Annotated in this window: 19 protein-coding genes; 13 read left to right on the top strand and 6 right to left on the bottom strand. The window is 57.2% G+C overall.

Features of this window, described 5'->3' with window-relative positions:
• Positions 1-20 precede the first annotated feature (20 nt).
• The 6 genes from VY732_RS20180 (at position 21) to VY732_RS20155 (ending at position 6,930) form a co-directional block, all read left to right on the top strand.
• Positions 21-1,103 carry a glycosyltransferase family 4 protein gene (locus VY732_RS20180; protein WP_331691603.1) on the top strand — a complete coding sequence of 361 codons (1,083 nt, stop codon included), beginning with the start codon at positions 21-23 and terminating at the stop codon, positions 1,101-1,103.
• A 15-nt stretch (positions 1,104-1,118) separates the two neighbouring features.
• Entirely contained in the window at positions 1,119-2,231 is a 1,113-nt protein-coding gene (locus tag VY732_RS20175; protein WP_095121071.1) for a polysaccharide pyruvyl transferase family protein, read from the top strand.
• Positions 2,228-3,460: a phosphoribosylaminoimidazole carboxylase gene (locus VY732_RS20170; RefSeq protein WP_331691602.1), complete on the top strand. Its 1,233-nt coding sequence runs from the start codon at positions 2,228-2,230 to the stop codon at positions 3,458-3,460. Before VY732_RS20175 ends, VY732_RS20170 begins: the two co-directional genes overlap by 4 nt.
• On the top strand, positions 3,451-4,554 hold the full coding sequence (locus tag VY732_RS20165; protein WP_016986717.1) for a hypothetical protein: 1,104 nt from the start codon (positions 3,451-3,453) through the stop codon (positions 4,552-4,554). Before VY732_RS20170 ends, VY732_RS20165 begins: the two co-directional genes overlap by 10 nt.
• 12 nt (positions 4,555-4,566) lie before the next feature.
• Entirely contained in the window at positions 4,567-5,613 is a 1,047-nt protein-coding gene (locus VY732_RS20160) for an acyltransferase family protein (RefSeq protein ID WP_331691601.1), read from the top strand.
• 186 nt (positions 5,614-5,799) lie between these two features.
• Positions 5,800-6,930 (top strand): SGNH/GDSL hydrolase family protein, encoded by a 1,131-nt coding sequence (locus VY732_RS20155; protein ID WP_331691600.1) that lies wholly within the window; start codon positions 5,800-5,802, stop codon positions 6,928-6,930.
• 142 nt (positions 6,931-7,072) lie between these two features.
• On the opposite strand, the gene VY732_RS20150 is transcribed toward VY732_RS20155, so the two are convergent.
• A complete protein-coding gene (locus tag VY732_RS20150) occupies positions 7,073-7,477 on the bottom strand; it encodes a mannose-1-phosphate guanylyltransferase (RefSeq protein ID WP_331691599.1) in 405 nt (134 codons plus the stop codon).
• A gap of 29 nt (positions 7,478-7,506) precedes the next feature.
• On the bottom strand, positions 7,507-8,340 hold the full coding sequence (gene galU / locus VY732_RS20145; RefSeq protein ID WP_093433753.1) for a UTP--glucose-1-phosphate uridylyltransferase GalU: 834 nt from the start codon (positions 8,338-8,340) through the stop codon (positions 7,507-7,509).
• Positions 8,341-8,731: 391 nt separating this feature from the next.
• Here galU and galE point away from each other — a divergent pair, with 391 nt between their 5' ends.
• From galE to VY732_RS20115, 6 genes are all read left to right on the top strand, one after another.
• Positions 8,732-9,748, top strand: coding sequence for a UDP-glucose 4-epimerase GalE (gene galE, locus VY732_RS20140; RefSeq protein WP_331691598.1), 1,017 nt, complete (start codon positions 8,732-8,734; stop codon positions 9,746-9,748).
• Between the two features lie 230 nt (positions 9,749-9,978).
• Positions 9,979-10,215 carry a hypothetical protein gene (locus VY732_RS20135; RefSeq protein ID WP_007910552.1) on the top strand — a complete coding sequence of 79 codons (237 nt, stop codon included), beginning with the start codon at positions 9,979-9,981 and terminating at the stop codon, positions 10,213-10,215.
• A gap of 144 nt (positions 10,216-10,359) precedes the next feature.
• The gene (locus tag VY732_RS20130) at positions 10,360-11,421 is read left to right on the top strand and encodes a polysaccharide biosynthesis/export family protein (protein WP_049802139.1); all 1,062 of its coding nucleotides are present in this window, start codon (positions 10,360-10,362) and stop codon (positions 11,419-11,421) included.
• Positions 11,422-11,432: 11 nt separating this feature from the next.
• The gene (locus tag VY732_RS20125; RefSeq protein ID WP_123595040.1) at positions 11,433-12,098 is read left to right on the top strand and encodes a YjbF family lipoprotein; all 666 of its coding nucleotides are present in this window, start codon (positions 11,433-11,435) and stop codon (positions 12,096-12,098) included.
• Positions 12,098-12,856 carry a capsule biosynthesis GfcC family protein gene (locus VY732_RS20120; RefSeq protein ID WP_331691597.1) on the top strand — a complete coding sequence of 253 codons (759 nt, stop codon included), beginning with the start codon at positions 12,098-12,100 and terminating at the stop codon, positions 12,854-12,856. The genes VY732_RS20125 and VY732_RS20120 overlap by 1 nt, the downstream gene beginning before the upstream one ends.
• Positions 12,853-14,931, top strand: coding sequence for a YjbH domain-containing protein (locus VY732_RS20115; protein WP_331691596.1), 2,079 nt, complete (start codon positions 12,853-12,855; stop codon positions 14,929-14,931). The genes VY732_RS20120 and VY732_RS20115 overlap by 4 nt, the downstream gene beginning before the upstream one ends.
• 887 nt (positions 14,932-15,818) lie before the next feature.
• Here VY732_RS20115 and VY732_RS20110 read toward each other — a convergent pair.
• From VY732_RS20110 to VY732_RS20100, 3 genes are all read right to left on the bottom strand, one after another.
• Positions 15,819-17,213 carry an undecaprenyl-phosphate glucose phosphotransferase gene (locus VY732_RS20110; RefSeq protein ID WP_007950006.1) on the bottom strand — a complete coding sequence of 465 codons (1,395 nt, stop codon included), beginning with the start codon at positions 17,211-17,213 and terminating at the stop codon, positions 15,819-15,821.
• A gap of 390 nt (positions 17,214-17,603) precedes the next feature.
• Positions 17,604-18,236 carry a winged helix-turn-helix domain-containing protein gene (locus tag VY732_RS20105; RefSeq protein ID WP_331691595.1) on the bottom strand — a complete coding sequence of 211 codons (633 nt, stop codon included), beginning with the start codon at positions 18,234-18,236 and terminating at the stop codon, positions 17,604-17,606.
• A 279-nt stretch (positions 18,237-18,515) separates the two neighbouring features.
• The gene (locus VY732_RS20100; protein WP_331691594.1) at positions 18,516-19,256 is read right to left on the bottom strand and encodes a winged helix-turn-helix domain-containing protein; all 741 of its coding nucleotides are present in this window, start codon (positions 19,254-19,256) and stop codon (positions 18,516-18,518) included.
• Positions 19,257-19,761: 505 nt separating this feature from the next.
• Between VY732_RS20100 and VY732_RS20095 the strand changes: the two genes are divergently transcribed.
• Positions 19,762-20,595, top strand: a complete 834-nt coding sequence (locus VY732_RS20095; protein WP_102902269.1) for an undecaprenyl-diphosphate phosphatase — start codon at positions 19,762-19,764, stop codon at positions 20,593-20,595.
• Here the strand turns inward: VY732_RS20095 and VY732_RS20090 are convergent, their stop codons facing one another.
• Positions 20,596-20,967, bottom strand: a complete 372-nt coding sequence (locus tag VY732_RS20090; RefSeq protein WP_331691593.1) for a DUF2388 domain-containing protein — start codon at positions 20,965-20,967, stop codon at positions 20,596-20,598. It lies immediately after the preceding gene.
• Between the last annotated feature and the right edge of the window lie 3 nt (positions 20,968-20,970).

The following is a 20,970-nucleotide window of genomic DNA, read 5'->3' as shown; positions in this document are numbered from 1 at the left end:
CTGTTTGAAGTGGGTGATTTGTGAAGAAAATACTGCACGTGGCAGAGACGATCAAAGGTGGCGTCGCGACGGTGATCCGGACGATTTCGGCTTCGCCTGAAGGCGATGCGGCGAACTACGAGCTGGTCTATCTGGTTCCGGATGATCAGGCCAAAGAGTTGCACGGCATCGGCGCGCAACAGATCCGCACCTTCCCGCGTACCGGGCGCAATGTGCCGTCGCTACTGCGTTTTGCCTGGCGCCTGACCCAGGTGATGCTCAAGGAAAAACCCGATGTGGTGCATTTGCACAGCACCTTTTCCGGAGTCATCGGCCGGTGCGTGTGTGTGCTGTTGCGACCGTGGCGCAAGCCGAAAATCGTCTACTGCCCACACGCGTTTTCGTTCCTGATGGAAAGCTCGCCGACCAAGCAGAAAGTCTATGCGTGGATCGAGCGAGTCCTGCAGAAAGTCACCGACGTGATCATTTGCGTCAGCCAGTACGAACTCGACAAAGCCGCGCGCTTCGGCATCGAGCGCAAGCGCATGAAGCTGATCTACAACGGCATTCACCGCAAGGATGACGCGCCGAAAGCGGCGAGTCCCGAGCCGATTCATCTGCTCTTCGTCGGTCGCCTCGATTATCAGAAAGGCTTCGACGTGCTGCTCAAGGCCTTCGCCAATGTGCAGCGCAAAGACTTGAAACTGACCGTGGTCGGCAGCGCGGTGAATGAGGACGCGGTGGAGTGCCCACCGATGGACTCTGTTGAATACCTGCCATGGGTCACGCCGAGCGAAGTGCAGGCGCTGTACCAGAAAGCCGATGCGCTGATCGTGCCGAGTCGCTGGGAAGGTTTCGCCATGGTGCCGCTGGAAGGCATGGCCATGGGCTTGCCGGTAATCGCCAGCAACTGCACGTCGCTGCCTGAACTGGTCACCAATGAAGTCTCCGGTTATGTCTTCCCGTCCGGTGATCACCAGGCATTGGCTGATGTGCTGACGATCATCCAGAAGCCACGCCTGCTCGATCTCGGCAACCAAGGACGGAGCATCGTCCGCGAGCGTTTCAGCGCCGCGCTGATGATTCGCCAGACCTACGACCTGTATCGCGCTCCCACTTTTTAAGTAGAACTCAAGCATATGAACGTAACGATTTTGCATGGCTACAGTGCGTCCAACTCCGGTGACGGCCTGCTCGTCGATCTGGCCATCGCCCTGGTGCAGCGCAACTTTGGCGAAGACACCGCGATCAGCGTGGTGGCTTCCGATCCGGACTCTTTCAGCTACTTGCCGCACCCGCGCTTCGACGCGCCGGTGATGGCGGCCAAGGGCTTGGGCCGGGTCAAGCAAGCGGTGTTTCTCAATCAGTCCTACGCCGGGCTGGCGGATCTGCTGAAGAAAACCGACCTGATCGTCGGCGTCGGCGGCGGCTACATGCGCTCGAAAAGTGCCTTCGAGCACATCAAGTTGAAGCTCGGCCACGCCAAACAACTGGAAACCGCGATCCTCAGCAAAGTGCCGTCGGTGTACCTGCCGCAAAGCATCGGCCCGTTCCATGGCGAGAGCAGCAAGATCGTCGAGCACTACGCCAGCGCCGACGCGGTGTTCGTGCGCGACAACCGCTCTTCGGCGATTTTCGATGCCTGTGCCAACGTCTACCGCGCGCCGGATCTGGCCGTGCAGTCGCTGGCGAGCAAAATCCTTCAGCAAGCGAAGTTCACCCGCTGCGCGTCTTCGCCAGCCACGGTCTGCGTAGTACTGCGCAAGCCGCCGGAGTGGAGCAAGGAAAAGAAAGTCGCTTACGTGGCCAATCTGAAAGTGCTGCTGCAGCGCCTGAAGAACAAAAGCAAAGTCGTCTGCGCGGTACAGAGCGCGGTACGCGGCAACGATGACGGCGCGTTCTATCGCGAGCTGGGCATCACTGAAGATCTGCTGTCGTTGAAGGCGACGATTGCCAAATACCAACCGGACCTGGTGATTTCCGTGCGTTTGCACGGCGCCATCGAATCGCTGCTCTCGGGCGTGCCGGCGTACCACATCAGCTATGAACGCAAGGGCTTTGGCGCCTATCAGGACATGGGTGTCGAAGACTGGGTGATCAACGGCGGCGACATCAATGTCGACACCATCATCGACACGGTTTACGCACCGAATGCGCTGTCGAATTTCGGCAAGCGCCTGACCGACACCTGCCGTGAGATCGAGGCGAAAACCGTGGCCATGGACGACATCATCAAGGGTGTCGTTCGATGATATTTCGGCTGCTGCTTCGCGGCGGAGCGTTAGGCGCGAAGTTTTTGCTGGTGTTGGCGATCACCCATTACCTCGGTTATGAGGCGCTGGGCTTCTACGGCGTGGTGGTCGCGGCATCGCTGATTGCGTCGAAGTTCTACAGCGTCGGTTTCAGTTCCGAGATCAATCGCTTGATCAGCGTTGGCGGCAGTTCGCGCCGGGTGGTCGATAAAGTCCTGCTGCTGTATCTGGCGGTGGGGCTGTTGTTGTCGGTAGCGACGGTGCTGATCTATTCACTGTTCCAGACAGTTGAAGCGCCGGCCGCGCTGATCCTTTGCGTGACGCTGGTGTTGCTCACCGAACACCTGTCGTTCGAGATCAATTCCTTCGTGTTTTCTGCGCAGAAAGCCACGGCGGGTGCGCTGCTGTTTTTCATCAAGACCGGCCTGTGGGCGGTGTTGGCGGTGGGCGGGATGATGCTCGACTGGGTGTCGGGAATCGCCAGCGTGTTGTGGCTGTGGGTCGCCGCCAACGTGCTGGTGATCATCGCCGGTTACCTGATCGTGGTGAACGTGCACAAGGGCCGGGTCGCCGGTACGTTGGCCACGGCCACCGTGTGGAAGGCCGGGTTGCCGTTTTACCTCGGCACCGGTTTGATCGCGCTGAGTCAGTACGCCGAGCGCTTTCTGATCATCGATCTGGAGCCCTACGCCAGCCTCGGTAAATACGTCTACGCGTGGTCGGCGGCGAATACCTTGCAGGCGTTGTCGTATGCGGTGGTGGCGGTGGTCGGGATTCCGGTACTGGCCAAGCGTTTTCAGGCTGATCAGCAGGCATTCACGGTCAAGCAACTGTTCATCAACAAGTGGGTGATGCGCTCGCTGGTCGTGTCGGCTGCGGTGGCGGTGGCGATCTATGTGTTTTTCAACGTGGTGCTCGATTACGTCGCCACCAGCGTGCCGCGTCCGGACAACGCGATCCTCGGCGTACTGATTTTCTCCTTCGCCTTGCGCGCGATTGGCGACATCGTCTGGGGCGGGTTGATTGCCTCGAGAAACAGTCGCGTATCGCTCGCCAGTGCGGCGATCTGCCTGTTGGTTTCAGTGCCGGTGAGCTGGGTGCTGATCAAGCATTATTCGATCTACGGCGCGGCGTGGGGCAATGTCTTCGCGATCATCGTGCAGCTTGGTGTAATCGCCGTACTGACCCGCGTGACCGGTGCGAAGAAGGCTGCCGTGTCATGGGCCTGAAGCTGCCGTGCATCGAGTTTCGTGGCAAGCGACTCGATTCGTATGTGTCGTTCCTGATCCTTTTCACCGGGCTGTTTCTCTCGGTGGCGATGCCGCTGTTGATCCCGCGTGATCCGGGGCCGGATGCGATGACCTTGTGGTCGTCCTACGCGCGTGCCGACAACTGCAATTTCTGGAACCCGTTCTCGCCGGATCGCTCGTCCTACGAGTGTTCGGCGTTCCTGCTGCGGCCCACCGGGATCAACCTGACCAATGCCTGGGCCTACGGCATGTTCTGCAACTTTTTCCTCACGGCGATTCCGGTGGTGGTGTTTCGGCGCATGCCGTTGGCGATCTTCGGCACGCTGTGTCTGTGGGGGATTGTGCGCTCGTTCTTCCTGGAGAACCTGACCAAGGAAATCATTGTGTCGGTGGCGGTGTTGAGCATTCTGCTCAGCTCGCTGACGCGTAAATATCGCGGTGGGTTTTTCCTGTCGGCAGTGATCTACGGCGTGCTGATCCGGCCTTACTGGATTCTGTTTTCGCTGTCGTGGGTGGGCGTCTGTGTGATGAAAAAGTACGTGTCGCGCACGACGTTCTTCCTGATGCTGTTCTTGTTTTATCTGGCAGTGGCGATGTCGATCCAGCTCGCACTGGGCTTTCCGGTGTCATCGATTCGCGCCAGTAACAACGAACTGCGCACGGCGGGCGAGGAGGGCTCGAAATCGTTGATCGTTTCGTGGCTCAGTGGCAGCGACTTCGTTTCGCAGGCGCTGGACTCGATGATCATCTTCTTCCGGTTGTCGTTCCCGGTAGAGCTGATTCTGCTGTCCGGGCCTGGGCAAGTGATCTTCGTGGCGTTGATGATCATGACCGCGTTGCTGCTGTTCAAAGTCATCACCTCGACTGATTACAAAGGCGCGCCGATCCAGACCAAACCCAAGGAACTGATCGCGATTCCGCTGGCGTTTCTACTGGTGCAAGGGCTGTTCGAGCCGGACTTCGGCTCCTTCGCCCGACACTTCTCGATGGTGGTGCCGGTGTTGTTCGTGGGTCTGGGCTTGATGCTGCGAGCGAACAAACCGGTGCAGGTTGAATCACGAATTCTGAATTGAGGCAGGTGCTTTATGTCGAGCAAGAAAAAGTCCCTGGAGATTGAAACCCTGCGTGGCCTGGCGTGCCTGCTGCTGGTGCTCTATCACGTCATCGGCCCGCTGGGTGGCGGGTTGAAGATCGATATCGGCTCGCCGTTCCGGGTGATCGCCGATTCGATGGTGTACGTGCGCATGCCGTTGTTCACCTTCATTTCCGGGTACATCTATTCGATCTACAAAATCCGTGGCAATGACTTTTCCGCGTTCTTCAGCGGCAAGGTGCGGCGCTTGATCGTGCCGCTGTTTTGCGTCGGCGTGCCGTTTTCGGTGCTGCAGGCGGTGGGGCCGGGGGTGAACAAGGACGTCGGTGTGATCGACGCTTTGTTGTCGTTCTGGGTGCCGATCAACCACTTCTGGTTCTTGCAGGCGGTGTTCATTATTTTCATGTTCGTCGGGCTGCTGGAGTGGCGCGGGATGCTGCGCTCGGCGACGCGTCTGTATGGGCTGTTTGCGTTTGCGGCTGTGTTGTTTCTACTGCCGCCGTTCAAGTTCGATGCGTTCGGGATTAACGGCGCGATTTATCTGTTGCCGTTTTTCGTCGCGGGGATGATTGGTCAGGAGAATGTCGACCGGTTGAAGCAGACGTTCAAAGTGATCGGGCCGCTGGTGTTTGTGTTGATCTCGCTGACGTTGTTGTATGTCGCGGCGATTGATCGTGAGTTGATTGTTGATCGACGCAGTCTGATTGGTTTGACCGTGGGTTGCGTGTCTTGCATCGCCTTGCTGTCGAGTGATATGCGCTCCAAGGCGCTGACGCGGCTGGGTGGTTATTCCTATGCGATCTTCCTGTTCCATGTGCTGTTCGCGGCGACGTCGCGGTTTGTGCTGGGGCGGTTGGGGGTGAAGGATGAGAGCTTGCTGGTGCTCGGTGGCTTGAGTTGTGGCTTGCTCGGGCCGGTGGTGTTGTCGATGGTTTTCAGTCGGTTCAATTTCACTTCGGTGCTGTTCCTTGGGGAGCGGGCGGCGAAGAAGAAACCTTTGGCGCCCATCACTCCGGTGGTGCAAACCCACAGCAGCTAAGAGCTTCGCGAGCAGCGGATCTTTGTCGAACACAATTCCTGTAGGAGTGAGCCTGCTCGCGATAGCGGTCTGTCAGTCAGCATTTCATTACCTGACCCAACGCTATCGCGAGCAGGCTCACTCCTACAGTTGATCTGTGTACCTCCCGGTATTCAGTGGGCCATTTCAGACTGAAGGAAATTTTGCATGTTGGCAGTAGATGACGCGCAACCCGTCGCAGCGTCGGTGGTTCAGGTCGGCGATGCGCGCGAGCGTTTTGCGCAGTGGCGTGAAGGCCAGGCCGGCAAGGTGTTGTCGGTCTCGGTGATCGGCGACAGCTACAGCGCCGGGCAGGATTTCTACCTGAACAAACTGGTGCAGCGCGTGGCCGGAGAGGTTGGTTTTGCCGGGCCGGGTTACGTCGGTTTCAACCACGGCGCGGCGCTGGGCGGCACCCATTTCAAATACACCCGCAGCAGTGACAAGTACTTTGGCGGCGACTGGAAGGTTTCAGAGCTGGGCCAGGCGAGTCCGGACAGTCGCACGGTAACCGGCCGGCCCGGCGCATGGTTGCAAGTGGATGCGAGTCCGACGCCGCGCATCGATACCGCTGTCACTCAGGCGAAACTGCTGTATCTGGGCAACGGCGAATCCAGCGAGATCCGCTATCGCTGGTCTCCCGCGCAAGACTGGCAACCGCTGAAGCTTGAAGGATCAGGGGTTCAGGAAGTCGCGCTGACAGGTCTTTCGGCAGCGAAAGACTGGTCCTTCAAACTCGAGGTCGTGAAGGGCGCGCCGACGTTGTTCGGCCTGTGGATGAGCAACGAACAGAACGGCGTTCGCGTCTCGAAACTGGCGGCCTCCGGTGCGGCCTCTGCGGACTTCTATCACAAGGATCCGCAATGGCAGGTGCAGTGGAAAGCTGCGGTGTTGAAGATCCCCGCTGATGTTTACCTGATCATGCTCGGTGGCAACGATCAGGGCTTCGGCGTGAAGCCCGCGCAGTATCTGCAGAACGTTCAGGGACTGGTGGGCATGCTGCGCGAGATTCAACCGCAGGCGAGCATTAACTTGATCATGCGCCAGGACACCACACGCTCCAGTGCGTATCCGATGTCGGCGTACGCGCAGGTACTTGAACCGTGGGCGCGTGAGCAGCATCTGGGGTACGCCAATCTGCAATGTGCGTTTGGGCCGGACGTCAAACGCTACGCGGCCGCGATGATCGGCCCGGACAAGATTCATCCGCTGCCGGCCACGGGCGGGAAGGTGATTGCTGATTACTTTTATGGCTGGATCATGGGCGCCAAGGATCGTTGCGACGCCGCCCCTAAATAACACGCAAACCCCAGAACGGTGATCGTTCCCACGCTCCGCGTGGGAATGCCGCCCGGGACGCTCCGCGTCCCTTCGCTGGGTGACGCAGAGCGTCACTGGATGCATTCCCACGCGGAGCGTGGGAACGATCAGTTGAGGGGCGTTACTCGAAGGCGTCTACTTGCTCGAGCAACTCCGCAATCTTCTGCGGCATCAAGCGCGTATCGCAGCGCGTCTCAACGTTAATGATGATCGCCGGATCGTTACAGCAGATCCGCACACGAAAACGCCAGTCGCTGAAAATCACTTTCAAACCATCACTGTCATCCATTTCCAACGCCTGCTCGCCATAGAGCTTTTTCAAATGCGCGAGCAGCGGATACGGATCGCGCAACGGCCGGCGGATATCACCGGATGCCGGAAACACGCCAATGCGCTCCACCAGCAGAATCGTGCCCAGCCAGGTTTCGTTGGCGCTGGGCAACGGTTGATGGCGGGACAGCCAGCTCATCACCCCGAGGTTACCCACCTCGCGTTCAATCTCTACGGAATGTTGTGCAATGTTCATGGTGGCCTCGTTGGGGGAAGGGAGCCGTCTCAGCGGCCCTTGAGATAGACGTTTTCGTAGCAGAAATTGGTTGCCTGCAAGTAACCCTCGGCGTCACCGCAGTCAAAGCGCAGGCCTTTGAATTGGTAGGCCAGCACGCAACCGTTCTGCGCCTGCTTCATCAGCGCGTCGGTGATCTGGATCTCGCCGCCCTTGCCCGGTTGGGTGTCGGCGATCAGGTCGAAGATGTCCGGGGTGAGGATGTAGCGACCGATGATCGCCAGGTTCGACGGCGCGTCCTGTGGGGCCGGTTTTTCCACCATGTTGTTGACCCGATAGATGCCGTCGGACATCAGCTCGCCGGCAATCACCCCGTACTTGTGCGTCTGGTCGGCCGGGACTTCCTGGATGGCGACGATCGAGCAGCGGAATTTCTTGTACAGCTCAATCATCTGCGTAAGCACGCCGTCACCCTCGAGGTTCAGGCACAGGTCGTCGGCCAGCACCACGGCAAACGGCTCATCGCCGATCAGTGGGCGACCGCTGAGAATCGCGTGGCCCAGACCTTTCATTTCCACCTGACGGGTGTAGGAGAAAGTGCAGGTGTCGATCAGCTCGCGGGTGCCTGCGAGGAATTTCTCTTTCTCGGTGCCACGGATCTGGTGTTCGAGTTCGTAGCTGATGTCGAAATGGTCTTCCAGCGCACGCTTGCCGCGACCGGTGACGATGGCCATGTGCTGCAGACCGGCGTCCCGCGCTTCTTCAACGGCGTACTCGATCAACGGCTTGTTGACGATTGGCAGCATCTCTTTCGGCATGGCTTTGGTGGCCGGCAAGAAACGCGTGCCGTAGCCGGCAGCGGGGAACAAACATTTACGAATCATAAAAGTATCCTGGACAGTCATGGAACACAGGCGACAGATGCGCGCCCTAATAAAGGGCGCGTAAGTTTCAATGTTGGATTGAAGGCTTACTTTAATACCTGAGTCAGGTTATTAATGGCAAATGCCAGTGACGGTAAAACACGACAATGTTATGAGATGTCGGTAAGTGCGTTATTGGTTATTTTTAGTCGGTATCTGTTGATAGTGATGAGTGCACAGGGAGTGCTAATAAGTACCAAGCAATACAGTGTGACCTGCAAAAATATTTATTGCCAGTCATTGAACTAGTTTTGTTTTCGGTTGTTGTCGCCTGTTTGTGTGGATTGTGACACATCTTCAATAAATCAGGCTTGACACGCTACTTGTCACTCATCCAAAGACGGATAGCACTATGAAGATTCTGGTAACGGGTGGTGCCGGCTATATCGGCTCGCATACCACACTTGCATTGCTTGAAGCAGGTTATGAAGTTGTTGTACTGGATAATCTTTGCAACAGCAGTGAAGCCGCGTTGCACGCCGTTGAGGGCATTTGTGGCAAGAGTGCCTGGATGATCCGCGGCGATGTCTGTGACCGCGCACTGCTCGACCGGATTTTCCGCGAGCACAACATCGAAGCGGTGCTGCATTTTGCCGGCCTGAAAGCGGTCGGCGAGAGCGTGCGCAAGCCGCTCGAGTACTACGAGACCAACGTCAGCGGCAGCATCAATCTGTGCCAGGCAATGGCGGTGGCGGGGGTGTTTCGCCTGGTGTTCAGTTCGTCGGCCACGGTGTATGGCGAGCCCGAGCAGATGCCGATCCGCGAGGATTTTCCCACCGGCAATCCGACCAACCCCTACGGCCAGTCGAAGCTCATCGTCGAGAATGTCCTGCGTGATCTGAGCCTGGCCGAGCCGCGCTGGAGCATCGCCTTGCTGCGCTACTTCAACCCGATCGGCGCCCACCATAGCGGCGATATGGGCGAAGACCCCAACGGCATCCCGAATAATCTGGTGCCTTACATCAGCCAGGTCGCGGTCGGCAGCCTTCAGGAGTTGTCGATCTTCGGCAACGATTACCCGACCATCGACGGTACCGGGGTGCGTGATTACATCCACGTCGTCGATCTGGCCGACGGGCATTTGAAGGCCTTGCAGTCGATCTCCGAACGCACCGGCATTCATACCTGGAACCTTGGCACCGGCGATGGCTACAGCGTGCTGCAAGTGCTTCAGGCCTTCGAACAGGCCTGCGGGCAACCGGTGCCGTATCGGATGATGCCACGTCGCTCCGGGGATATCGCCGAGAGTTGGGCCGATGCTTCCAAGGCTGCGAAGGAACTTGGCTGGAAAGCCACGCGCAACTTGCAGGATATGGTCACCGACACTTGGCGCTGGCAATCGAACCATCCTCAAGGCTACTTGCGATGATGGCCATTTAACCCAATGTTATTTTCAGTCAGCTTGTTAGATAACGTCGGGAAATTACACTGGCAATGCCTTTTGCAAGTCCGTAGATATAAACCTGCCGTTCGACTTTTATCAGTTGGGTAAGACTGTGAAAGAACAACGGATCTTGTTCGCGCTTTTTGCGGACTTGAACTCACCACCGCTAACTCAGGCCGGTTTTATAACAGGTCGAATGTTAGAAAGGAGTTGATATGAAAAAAGTGATGGCAGTTGCCCTGTTGACGATGTTGAGCAACTGGGCTGCCGCCGCTGAAGCACCGCTGACAGCGGTAACCAATGTAGGTGGCAACGTGGCGGCTTCTCAAGCGCCCGCAGCCAGTACTGCAATGGTTGCCAGTGCTGTAGCGGCGTCTAACAGCGGTGGCAGTGCCAACGGCGGTACCACCGGTACGACGGGTACCACCGGTACAACCGGCACGCATAACTAACAGGAAGTTCTGTTAGTGCAGTACAGGGTCGCCCGACGCAAGTCGGGTGACTTTGTTTTTGGATTCGCCCTTGAATAGCGTAGTGCCATTATGACTCGTAGTGTTTATCTTTTAATGTTGGCAAGTCTCGCTTTGCAAGGTTGCATGTTTTCCCCCGGTCAATACCTCAGCACCAGTGACATCACCCGCCAGGGTGCCAGCGAAAGCAGCCGGGTCGAGCTGATCCCGATCACGCCCAAGCTGATTGCCATGAACCGCGCCACGCAAAAGCGTGAGTCGCTACCGCCGGAGCTGCTGGCAACGCCGGCCGAATACCGCATCGGCAACAACGATGTTCTGTACATCACCGTGTGGGATCACCCTGAGCTGACGGCCCCGTCCGGCGCGCAACAACAGATCGATGCCAACGGCCGTCTGGTGCGCTCCGATGGCACGCTCTATTACCCGTTCATCAAGGAAGTCCAGGCCACCGGCCGGACTATCCAGCAACTGCGCTCGGACATTGAACAACGGCTGTCGGCGTTCATCGCCGAGCCGCAAGTGGATGTCGCGGTGTTGCGTTTCGCCAGCCAGAAAGTCGTGGTCACCGGTGCGGTGGCCAAGGCCGGCCCGCAAGCGATTTCCACCAATCCGCTGAGCGTGGTCGAAGCCCTCGGTTCGGCCGGCATCGATACCAACAACGCCGATTTGTCCGGGCTGCTGCTGACGCGTAAGGGCCGCACTTATCCGCTCAATCTCGACTCGCTCAATCAGCAGGATTCCGAGTTGCAGAACGTCTACCTCAAGGGCGGCGATCAGCTGTATCTGCCGTACAACGACAACAAGCGCATCTACGTGATGGGCGAGGTCAATCAGCCGCGTGCGCTGAGTTTCAAGACCGCGACGATGAACCTCACCGACGTGCTCGGTTCGGTTGGCGGCCTGGCCCAGACCACCTCCAATGGCAACGCGGTGTACGTCATTCGTGGCGTGGAAAACCTCGATGTCGAACCGGCGAAGATCTACCAGCTGGAAGCCGAATCGCCGACCGCCATGGCGCTCGCTTCGCACTTCGAAGTGCGGCCTCAGGACGTGGTGTATGTCGGACCTGCCAACGTGACTCGCTGGAACCGTCTGATCAGCCAATTGGTGCCGTCGGCATCGATTGTCGGCACCGGCGCTTCCGCTGCGAAGAACTGGAGCGAATACAGTAACAACAGCAAATAAGGTCGCCGACTTTGAACATTTTGAAAGTTGGCCTGTGCCTGATGGCGGCCTCGTTGCTGTGCGGCTGTAACCCGCTGATGAGCGCTTCGTTGAATAACCTTAAAGCGGCGGTCGTCGGCCCGGATGAAGTCGACGTGTCGGCGGCCGAAGTGGCCGGGGTCAATTATCCGCAAATGAAACTGACCACGCCGTCCGGCTCCGGGGTGCTGGCGCTGGTGCGCGAGCGCGAAGACCTGCAGTTCTGGGTCGCCTCGGGCAAACAGGTTCTGCTGCTGCGCAATGGCCTCGCCGTGCGCACGATTGGCCTGGGCCTGGAAGGCGATCTCGATGGCACGCGGCTGGCCGATGACTCGCCGTTCAAGCAAGGCCTGCATCACGTCGCGGACGGTTTCACCACGCGGCGCTGGATCGACCTCTACAAGGGCCAGGAAGTCGGCGTGATCGTCAACAGCCGCTTCTCCCGTCGCTCCGAACAGACCCTGAAGATTCTCGACAAGGAATACACCGTGCTGCGTGTCGATGAGCACATTGACGCCCCGGCCATCGGCCTGAGCGCGACCAATCGTTACTGGGTCGACCCGCGTGACGGTTTCATTTTGCAGAGCGAGCAGCAACTGACCTCGCAGTTGCGCGTCAAGGTTGTGCAACTGACCCCTGATCGCAGGCACCTGCCGTGATGCGCCTGAAAATGTTAGCGGCGAACCTGATGCTGGTCGCGAGTGTGAGTCAGGCGGCGGTCACGGTGTCGGGTGATGTCGCCAATCCCGGGCCAGTCCCGTTGCCACCGGGCGGACGCTTGCTCGATGTGATCAGCGAAGCCGTGCCGAATGCCGAAGGCTATTGGCTGGCGGGCGGCTTGCTGCGCCAATCGCTGATTGAGGAGCAGACGCGGCTCAAGGTCGGTGTGCTGTTTGATCTGGATGTGCTGCAACGCATGTCGATGCTGTTCGACCGGCCAAGTCGGGCGGCGCTGGCGCAGCGCATTGCCGAAGAAGTGCGGCAGATGCCGGTGACTGGACGGCAGATCGCCGACCTCGATCCGGTCGCGTTGGAGGTTGGCTTCGCGCGCAACATTCGCCTCGATGACGGCGATCGTCTGATCTACCCGAAACGTGTCGACGAAGTGCAAGTGCTCGGTGCCGTCGCCGAGCCGTGTCACTTGCCGTATCAGCCGTTGCAGGAGGCCCGTGAATACCTGCAAGGCTGTTCGATTCTGGCCGATGCCGAAGCCGATTACCTGTGGCTGATCCAGCCCAATGGCGCTTCGCAACGTGTCGGTATCGCCCACTGGAATCGCGAGTCCGGGCACTTTCCCGTGGCCGGCAGCAAGATTCTGGTGCCGTTGAAAAATGATGATCTTGATCCGCCTCTTCCTGAACTGAATCAGCAGTTGGCCGAATTCATTGCCACGCAGCTGGCCGAGGTGGTTCGTTGAAGTTACGTTTTGCAGCTGTGTTGTTATTGCCCTGCGGTCTGGCCCATGCCGAGCCGCGCATTACCCAGAATGACTTCGGTGGCACCGGTCTGTTGCAGACGCCGACCGCGCGCATGGCCCCGGCCGGCGAGTTGAGCGTCAACGCCAACCGCACCGATCCGTACAGTCGCTACAGTGTGTCGTTGCAGCCGCTGGACTGGCTCGAAGGCTCGTTTCGCTACACCGCGATCACCAACCGGCCGTACGGCTCGGAGGCCCTCAGCGGCAGCCAAAGCTATAAGGACAAGGCGGTCGACGTCAAAGTCCGGCTGTGGCAGGAAAGCCACTGGCTGCCCGACGTGGCGCTGGGCTTCCGAGATATCGGTGGTACCGGTTTGTTCTCCAGTGAATTTTTCGTCGCCAACAAGCGCTACGACAACTTCGATTTCAGCGCCGGGATTGCCTGGGGTTATCTCGGTAATCGCGGCGATATCGACAACCCGTTGGGCTACGTCAGCGATCGCTTCGATACCCGTCCGGCCCTCGAAGGCACCGGTGACGTCAACTCGGGTTCGTACTTTCGTGGACGGCCGTCATTCTTCGGTGGCGTGAGCTATCAGACGCCGTGGGATCGCCTCAGCCTGAAACTCGAATTCGAAGGCAACGACTACAAGCACGAGCCGAAGGACAACGAGATCAAACAGGACTCGCCGATCAACCTCGGCGCGGTGTTCAAGGTGACCGATTCGGTCGATGTCAGCGCGGCGTGGGAGCGCGGTAATACGGCGATGTTTGGCGTGACCTTCCACACCAATTTTGTCAGCCGCAAGGCACCGGCGAAGACTTACGACCCGACCCCGGAACCGCTGCCGGCGAAGGCACCGAACACAGCGATGGATCAGGTCAACTGGGCCAACGTCTCGCAGCGTTTGCAGCAGAATGCCGGCTACAAGGTCGAGCGCATCACCCAGCGTGATTCCGAGCTGATCGTCTATGGCGAGCAGCAGCGCTACTTCCATTCGTCCAAGGCTGTGGGCAGGGCGAGCCGGATTCTCGACAACAGCGTCAACGACGACATCGACTGGTTCACCGTGGTCAACAAGCGCTACGACTTGCCGCTGGAAGAAACCAGCGTGCCGCGTCAGACCTTCCGCGAAGTGATCAACAACGAAGAGCCACTTGAATCGCTGCACCGCACCACCGAGATCAACCCGGCGATGCCGCACAACGAGAAAACCCTCTACACCGAAGCGCCGCAGCATTTCAGCTATGGCGTGGGGCTGGGCTTCAAGCAGAACGTTGGCGGCCCGGACGGCTTGCTCTATCAATTGAGTGCCGATGCCGACGCCGAATATCGCTTCAACCGCAACACCTGGTGGAGCGGGCTGCTCAGTGCCAACCTGGCCAACAACTTCGACAAATTCAGCTACGACGCGCCGAGCGGTCTGCCGCGTGTGCGCACGGATTTGCGTCAGTACCTGACCACGTCTAACACCACCATGCCGTTGTTCCAGGTCAGCCATGCCGAGCAGTTGGATAAAGACTGGTACGGCATGGTCTATGGCGGTTATCTGGAATCGATGTTTGCCGGTGTCGGCGGTGAAGTGTTGTTCCGTCCGACCGGTGAGCGCTGGTCGGTGGGCGCGGACCTGAACTGGGTGCGGCAGCGCGATTTCGATCAGGGTTTTGCCCTGCGCGATTACTCGGTGGTGACCGGGCATGTCACGGCGTATACCGATTTGCCGTTCGATACCTTGGCGGCGGTGAGCGTCGGGCGTTATCTGGCCGGAGACTGGGGCGGCACGCTGGACATCTCGCGCGAGTTTTTCAATGGCGTGCGCTTTGGCGCGTGGGCGACGATCACCACGGCGGGCAGCGCGGAGTATGGCGAAGGTAGTTTCGACAAAGGCATCTACCTGTCCATCCCGTTCGACGAAATGATGAGCATGTCGACCATGCGCCGCGCCAACCTGGTCTGGGCCCCACTGACCCGTGACGGTGGCGCGCGACTGAGTCGCAGCTACCAACTGCACTCGATGACCGATAGCCGGGAAGGGGATATGTTTTATCGTAATTTCGAGAAGATCACGGAGTAAGCGCAGATCTCCCGAACACCCTGGAACCCGTAGGAGTGAGCCTGCTCGCGATAGCGTCCGTACATCCAACATCAATGTTGCCTGACCCACCGCTTTCGCGAGCAAGCTCGCTCCCACATTGGTTATTTGTCACACCACAAATCCCAAGCCAACCACAAACCCCCTGTAGGAGTGAGCCTGCTCGCGATAGCGTCCGTACAGTCGACATCCCCGTTACCTGACCCACCGCCATCGCGAGCAGGCTCACTCCTACATTGGCTATCTGTCGCACCCAAAATCCCCAGCCAACCACAAACCCCCTGTAGGAGTGAGCCTGCTCGCGATAGCGTCCGAGCAGTCGACATCCCCGTTACCTGACCCACCGCCATCGCGAGCAGGCTCACTCCTACATTGGCTATCTGTCGCACCCAAAATCCTGGAGCAATCCCGAATCCCTGTGGGAGCGAGCCTGCTCGCGAAAGCGTCAGCACAGTCAGAATCATCATTGCCTGACCCACCCCCTTCGCGAGCAGGCTCGCTCCCACATTGGTTATTTGTCACACCACAAATCCCAAGCCAACCACAAACCCCCTGTAGGAGTGAGCCTGCTCGCAATAGCGTCCGTACAGTCGACATCCCCGTTGCCTGACCCACCGCCATCGCGAGCAGGCTCACTCCTACATTGGCTATCTGTCGCACCCAAAATCCTGGAGCAATCCCGAATTCCTGTGGGAGCGAGCCTGCTCGCGAAAGCGTCAGCACATCCAACATCAATGTTGCCTGACCCACCGCCTTCGCGAGCAGGCTCGCTCCCACAGTTTTGCACTCACCCGCAATCCAGCGCCGCTACCAAATCCCACGCACAAAAAAGGGGACTTTCGTCCCCTTGCGGTATCCAGCTTCGAACCTCAGTAAATATCCTTCGACAACAACGTAAACGGCGTCTTCACCAGGATCTTCAGATCCAGCCACAACGACCAGCTGTTGATGTACTGCAGGTCAATCTCCACACGTTTCTGCATCTTGTCGATGGTGTCCGTCTCACCGCGGCAGCCGCTGATCTGGGCCAGGCCGGTGATCCCCGGTTTAATCCGGTGACGCGCCATGTACGCGAGGATTTTCCCCGAGTAGTAATTGTTGTGCGCGACGGCGTGCGGGCGCGGGCCGACCAGGGCCATGTGCCCTTGCAGCACGTTGAACAGTTGCGGCAATTCATCCAGCGAAGTACGACGGATAAAGCGGCCGACTGCGGTAATGCGCGAGTCATTACGGCTGGCCTGCTTCACGTCACGGTCATCGTGAACACGCATCGAGCGGAACTTCCAGACCTTGATCACCTTGCCATTCCAGCCATGGCGATCCTGCTTGAAGAACACCGGGCCAGGCGAGTTGATCTTCACCGCCAGCGCAATGATCAGCAGGATCGGACTCAGCGCGATGATCGCCAGGAACGCCACGGTTTTCTCGACCAGACTCTTGCTCAAAGCAGCAGTAGGGCGGCTGGTCAGCGGGCTCTCGTTCAAGTAGATCGCCGGCAGACCGTCCACGACCTTCACCGAGTGATTGAGTAGGGTCAGACTGTTCAAGTCCGGCACCCACACCACATCAACGTTGGCCCCTAGCAAGTCACCATAAATCGCCTCGATTTTCGCTGCTTCACACAACGGCAGGGTGATGTACAAACGACGAATGTCATGCGCCTCGATCAGCTCCAGCAACTGTTCCTGATCGCCAACTACACGCGGTGCATCCGAACCCAGCGCAGACACATCACCATTGCTGACCAAACCTACCAACGGCAGGTTTTCCAGTTGGCTGAGCTTCTTCGCCAGCCCCAACGCCAGTTCGCCGGTGCCGACGATCAGCGTCTTGTGTTCGCTTTTACGCGAACGCTGGTAGTACTTGGAAAACGCATGCAGCGGCGCGTAAAGAAACGCCTGACCGAGGAAGCCATACACCGCCCAGCTCAGAATCACCTGCCGCGAAAACAGCTCATCGGCCTGGCAGACAAAGGCGATGCACGCCAGCGCCGCCATGGTCATCGACCAACCCATGAACAGCCGACCGAGACCGGTCAGGTAATTGTCACGCTTGCGATACACACCGCTAAACGTATAAGCCGGCACCGACGCCAGTACCGCCAGGGTTGCACACATCCGGTAGTAGAACGCGACCGTCCCGGTGTGTTGCTCGGCGAGTATGAACAGCAGCGTCACCACAAAGCCCTGTGCCAGCGCCCATTGGCCCCAAAAGGTCAGTCCCTTGAGGCCTGTGCTTCGATTGATACTTAAAGAAAGATCCATACGGTATCCCCAAAAGACGTCCATTCAGGTTTCAACAGTTGAAATCCGAGTTGTTATGCAGACTTATTGTTTTTGTTCTAACGAGTGTCCTGAGGTAACAACATCGATATGCCGAACTGTCGTCAGTCAATAGACTAAGTTATTGGCTGGAATGGTGTCTGACGAGTTCTAACAAGATGGCAAAGTGCCAACTTTTTAATAATTAAATAGAAGGATGTTAGAAAAGGTCGTAGAGGAGGGGGTGAATAAATGATGTTGTATTTGTTACTGTTGGAGGGTGGAGGCAGGGAATGTTTAATTCAGGGAGGAAGATGAAGCCAAACAGAGTGCTCTTGTTGTTTTTGTAATCGCACTTTTTTCTGTTTGTTCTGTTCGTAGACGTCTTGCGGGTTACGCGACGACTTCCTGAATCAGGCAATAACCGCGGTTTCTGACGGCACGAAACAGTCGCTCTCCATTACTGGCGCTTTTGAATTTGTCTTGCAGGCGACTCAGGCACATTTCCAGACCGCGATATTGTTCCGGTTCTCGACCGATGCTGAGGATCAGCTCGTCACGACTGACAACACGTTCTTCATGGCTGAGCATTTTTCTGACCAATGCTGTTTCCAGGCCCGTCAGGTTGATTTCAACACCTTCTTTGATCAGTGCACCCTGAGTCGGGTCAAGATGCCAGGTTTCATTGCCGGGCATATCACCTTCAATGGCAGGCGGCATATTGCGGGTTTCCCCGGTATTGGCCGGGACATTCTGGAAAGGATTGGCCGATTGCGCGGCGCGCCATTCGGACTCAAGCGTGGCCAATATTCGCTGAGTATCATGTTCGATACTGCGCGGGGCGTTTTTGCGACTGATGCCTGGATATGTGAACTCCATCACCATTGGAGCGGAAGAGGGCGAATCAACCCCTTCAAACGAATTGAAACGTTCACTGGACAGCATGCTCTCCAATTCACGTTGCGACGTTGTACTGTGAGTCACGACAACAAAATATTTCCTTGGGAGGGTTGTACTAGTTTCCATGTCTCTCTCCTAAATACACACCAAAATTGGCTAAAAGATAAATCGGCAGGCGAGCAATGACTTCCTCGGAAGTAATCGATAGGCAGGGTCTGGGCCCAAGAATGGCCCTCGATAAATTCCACTCGATCTGCTGCTATGTTATGGAGTTTTATTGTTATGGGTCGTGTTGTCGCGCTCATTCAATTGCTTGATTTCAAACAGGCGTGAAGCAGAAACGGAGCTATATGGTTGCATTAGACGATCCTTCGTACGTATGCAAAAGGGATGGCTGCCCGAGAGTCAGGCAGTCGATATCAGACCCCGCAGCAGGCGATAGCCATAGCCGCGAATGCTCTGAATCGCGTTTGTACCATACATGTCCTTGATTTTTCCACGCAAGCGACTGATTGATTTCTCCAGTGCGCGAGGGTCGTAGAAATTGGTATTGAGGCCCATGATGCTGGCAATTTCATCATGGCTCAGAATGTGATTACTGGTTTGCGCGAAGGCTTCGAGGATCTTCATTTCGGCAAACGAGATATCGAGTTTCTTGCTGGTGCCCATCAGGCAGATACGGGTCGGATCAAGCGTCAGATCGATATCGCGTTGCCATTCTTCGCTGTTGAAGAACTCGCCCAGCAACTCGGCGCCATCGTCGGAAAGGGTATTGAGCTTGATACAAACATCCGCGCCAGCCAGATAATATTTGATCTTGTTGAAGGCGCCGCGACCGGTGATGACCGCGCAAATGATCGGCTTCAAGTTGTCGTTGCGCAGGTTCTCGACCAGCGCAAGATTGTCTTCGAGGGCCTGGGGGCTGTCGATAACCAGGAAGATCGCTCGATACGAACCAGACTGTTCATTCAACTGATATGAACTAGTGTACGCATCGGCTTCGAGCGCCATATCAGTGCGTAAATGCTGGGCGACTAGCGCTTTGAAATGTTCAGCCACGCCACGGGTACGACCCAGAGTAAGAACACCGGGTTCGTCGTTTGTCGGGCGCGGACTTCTAGTCGCTAAGTTCCCTGAGAGCATCATGCATTGACTCGAATTAAGTGCTGACATCGGGATGTTAAAGCACCGGTTCTCATCTGTGACTGACAATTGGTAACATTCACGCGATTTTTAGACGTGGCTCCCGAGTTTTCTAACAATAATTAAGCTTTTCAAGCTTTTAGTTGATTTTCTCGGAGGGGTGAACTACTGCTTAGATGATGGCGATATGCAATGGTGCCACTATTTTGAGCTTATTGCGATAGCCATGTCCATGTCTAATTGCCACTGTCTGGCCATCCCTGAATAATGTGATATTGATCACACTTTATTGTCAGAGCAACTTTTTTCTGCAAAAAGGCCTAAATATTTTCTGCGTAGTTCGTCAGTCGACGATTATTAACATGGCTTGAGTGTGTCTTTTAATAAGACGTAATCTTTGTGGCTGATGAACTTTTGCGTTTATGTAGGTCAATGGTCTCACTGCAGATACTCAACCCCTGAGTGTTATTACCCGGTCGCTCGCCAAGAGCGCTCTGACGGAGGATTAATGGATTTCTGGACCCTTTTCCAGGTGTTGATATTAGGTGCGGTAGAAGGCCTGACCGAGTTCTTGCCGATCTCGAGTACCGGCCACCAGATCATCGTCGCCGACCTGCTGGAATTCGGCGGCGAACGCGCCATGGCCTTCAACATCATTATTCAACTGGGTGCCATCCTTGCCGTCGTCTGGGAGTTTCGACCGAAGATCTTTGAAATCATCAAAGGCCTGCCCACCGAACGTAATGCCCAGCGTTTCACCCTCAACTTGCTGATCGCCTTTCTACCCGCCGTGGTCTTGGGCGTATTGTTCGCCGACGCGATCCACGAATACTTGTTTAACCCGATCACTGTCGCCGTGGCACTGGTCGTCGGCGGCATCATCATGCTGTGGGCCGAACAGCGCAGCCATGTGATCAGCGTCGAACACGTTGACGACATGCGTTGGTCTCACGCACTGAAAGTCGGATTCGTACAATGCCTGGCGATGATTCCCGGCACCTCGCGCTCCGGCTCGACCATCATCGGCGGCCTGCTCTTCGGCCTGTCGCGCAAAGCCGCCACCGAGTTCTCGTTCTTCCTCGCCATGCCGACCATGGTCGGCGCCGCCGTGTACTCCGGCTACAAATACCGCGACCTGTTCCAGCCCAACGACCTGCCAGTCTTCGCCCTCGGCTTCGTCACCGCGTTCATCTTCGCGATGATCGCCGTGCGCGGCTTGCTGAAGTTTATTGCCAACCACAGCTACGCCGCGTTCGCCTGGTATCGGATCGCGTTTGGTTTGTTGATTCTCGCAACGTGGCTGTTTGGCTGGGTCAACTGGACCGCCGCAGCGGCCGCCTGATCACTGAGCGCTGATCAACGCCGCAACGGCGAGATCGTTTAACGCCGAATCCGACGACTCATGGCGATAGCGCTGCAAGGCCGACGTGAAATACGCGGCCTGCAGCATGCCGTCGCTGGCCAGATAGAGTCGCGCGTCTTCCTGTTCTTCAGCAGAGTAAACACGCTTGTGACTGTCAGTCGTTTCCTGGCTAGACGAAATAGGTGCGAGGATTAAAGACACCAAAGTGAAGCCGGAAAACTGCGTCACCTCCCACGGCGTATCAGTACGGCCCATGCAAAAGCCATCGCAGTGCGCATAAACGTCGGAATTGAAGCTGAACAAGGCGAGGAGGGTGAAGCGCTTGAAAGCAGAAAAAGTAAACGCGGGCATAAA

The organism is Pseudomonas sp. ZY71, from assembly GCF_036542145.1.
Taxonomy (GTDB): Bacteria; Pseudomonadota; Gammaproteobacteria; order Pseudomonadales; family Pseudomonadaceae; genus Aquipseudomonas; species Aquipseudomonas koreensis_A.
Note: the sequence above shows the minus strand (reverse complement) of the source record. Positions and strands in the feature narration are given on the sequence as shown.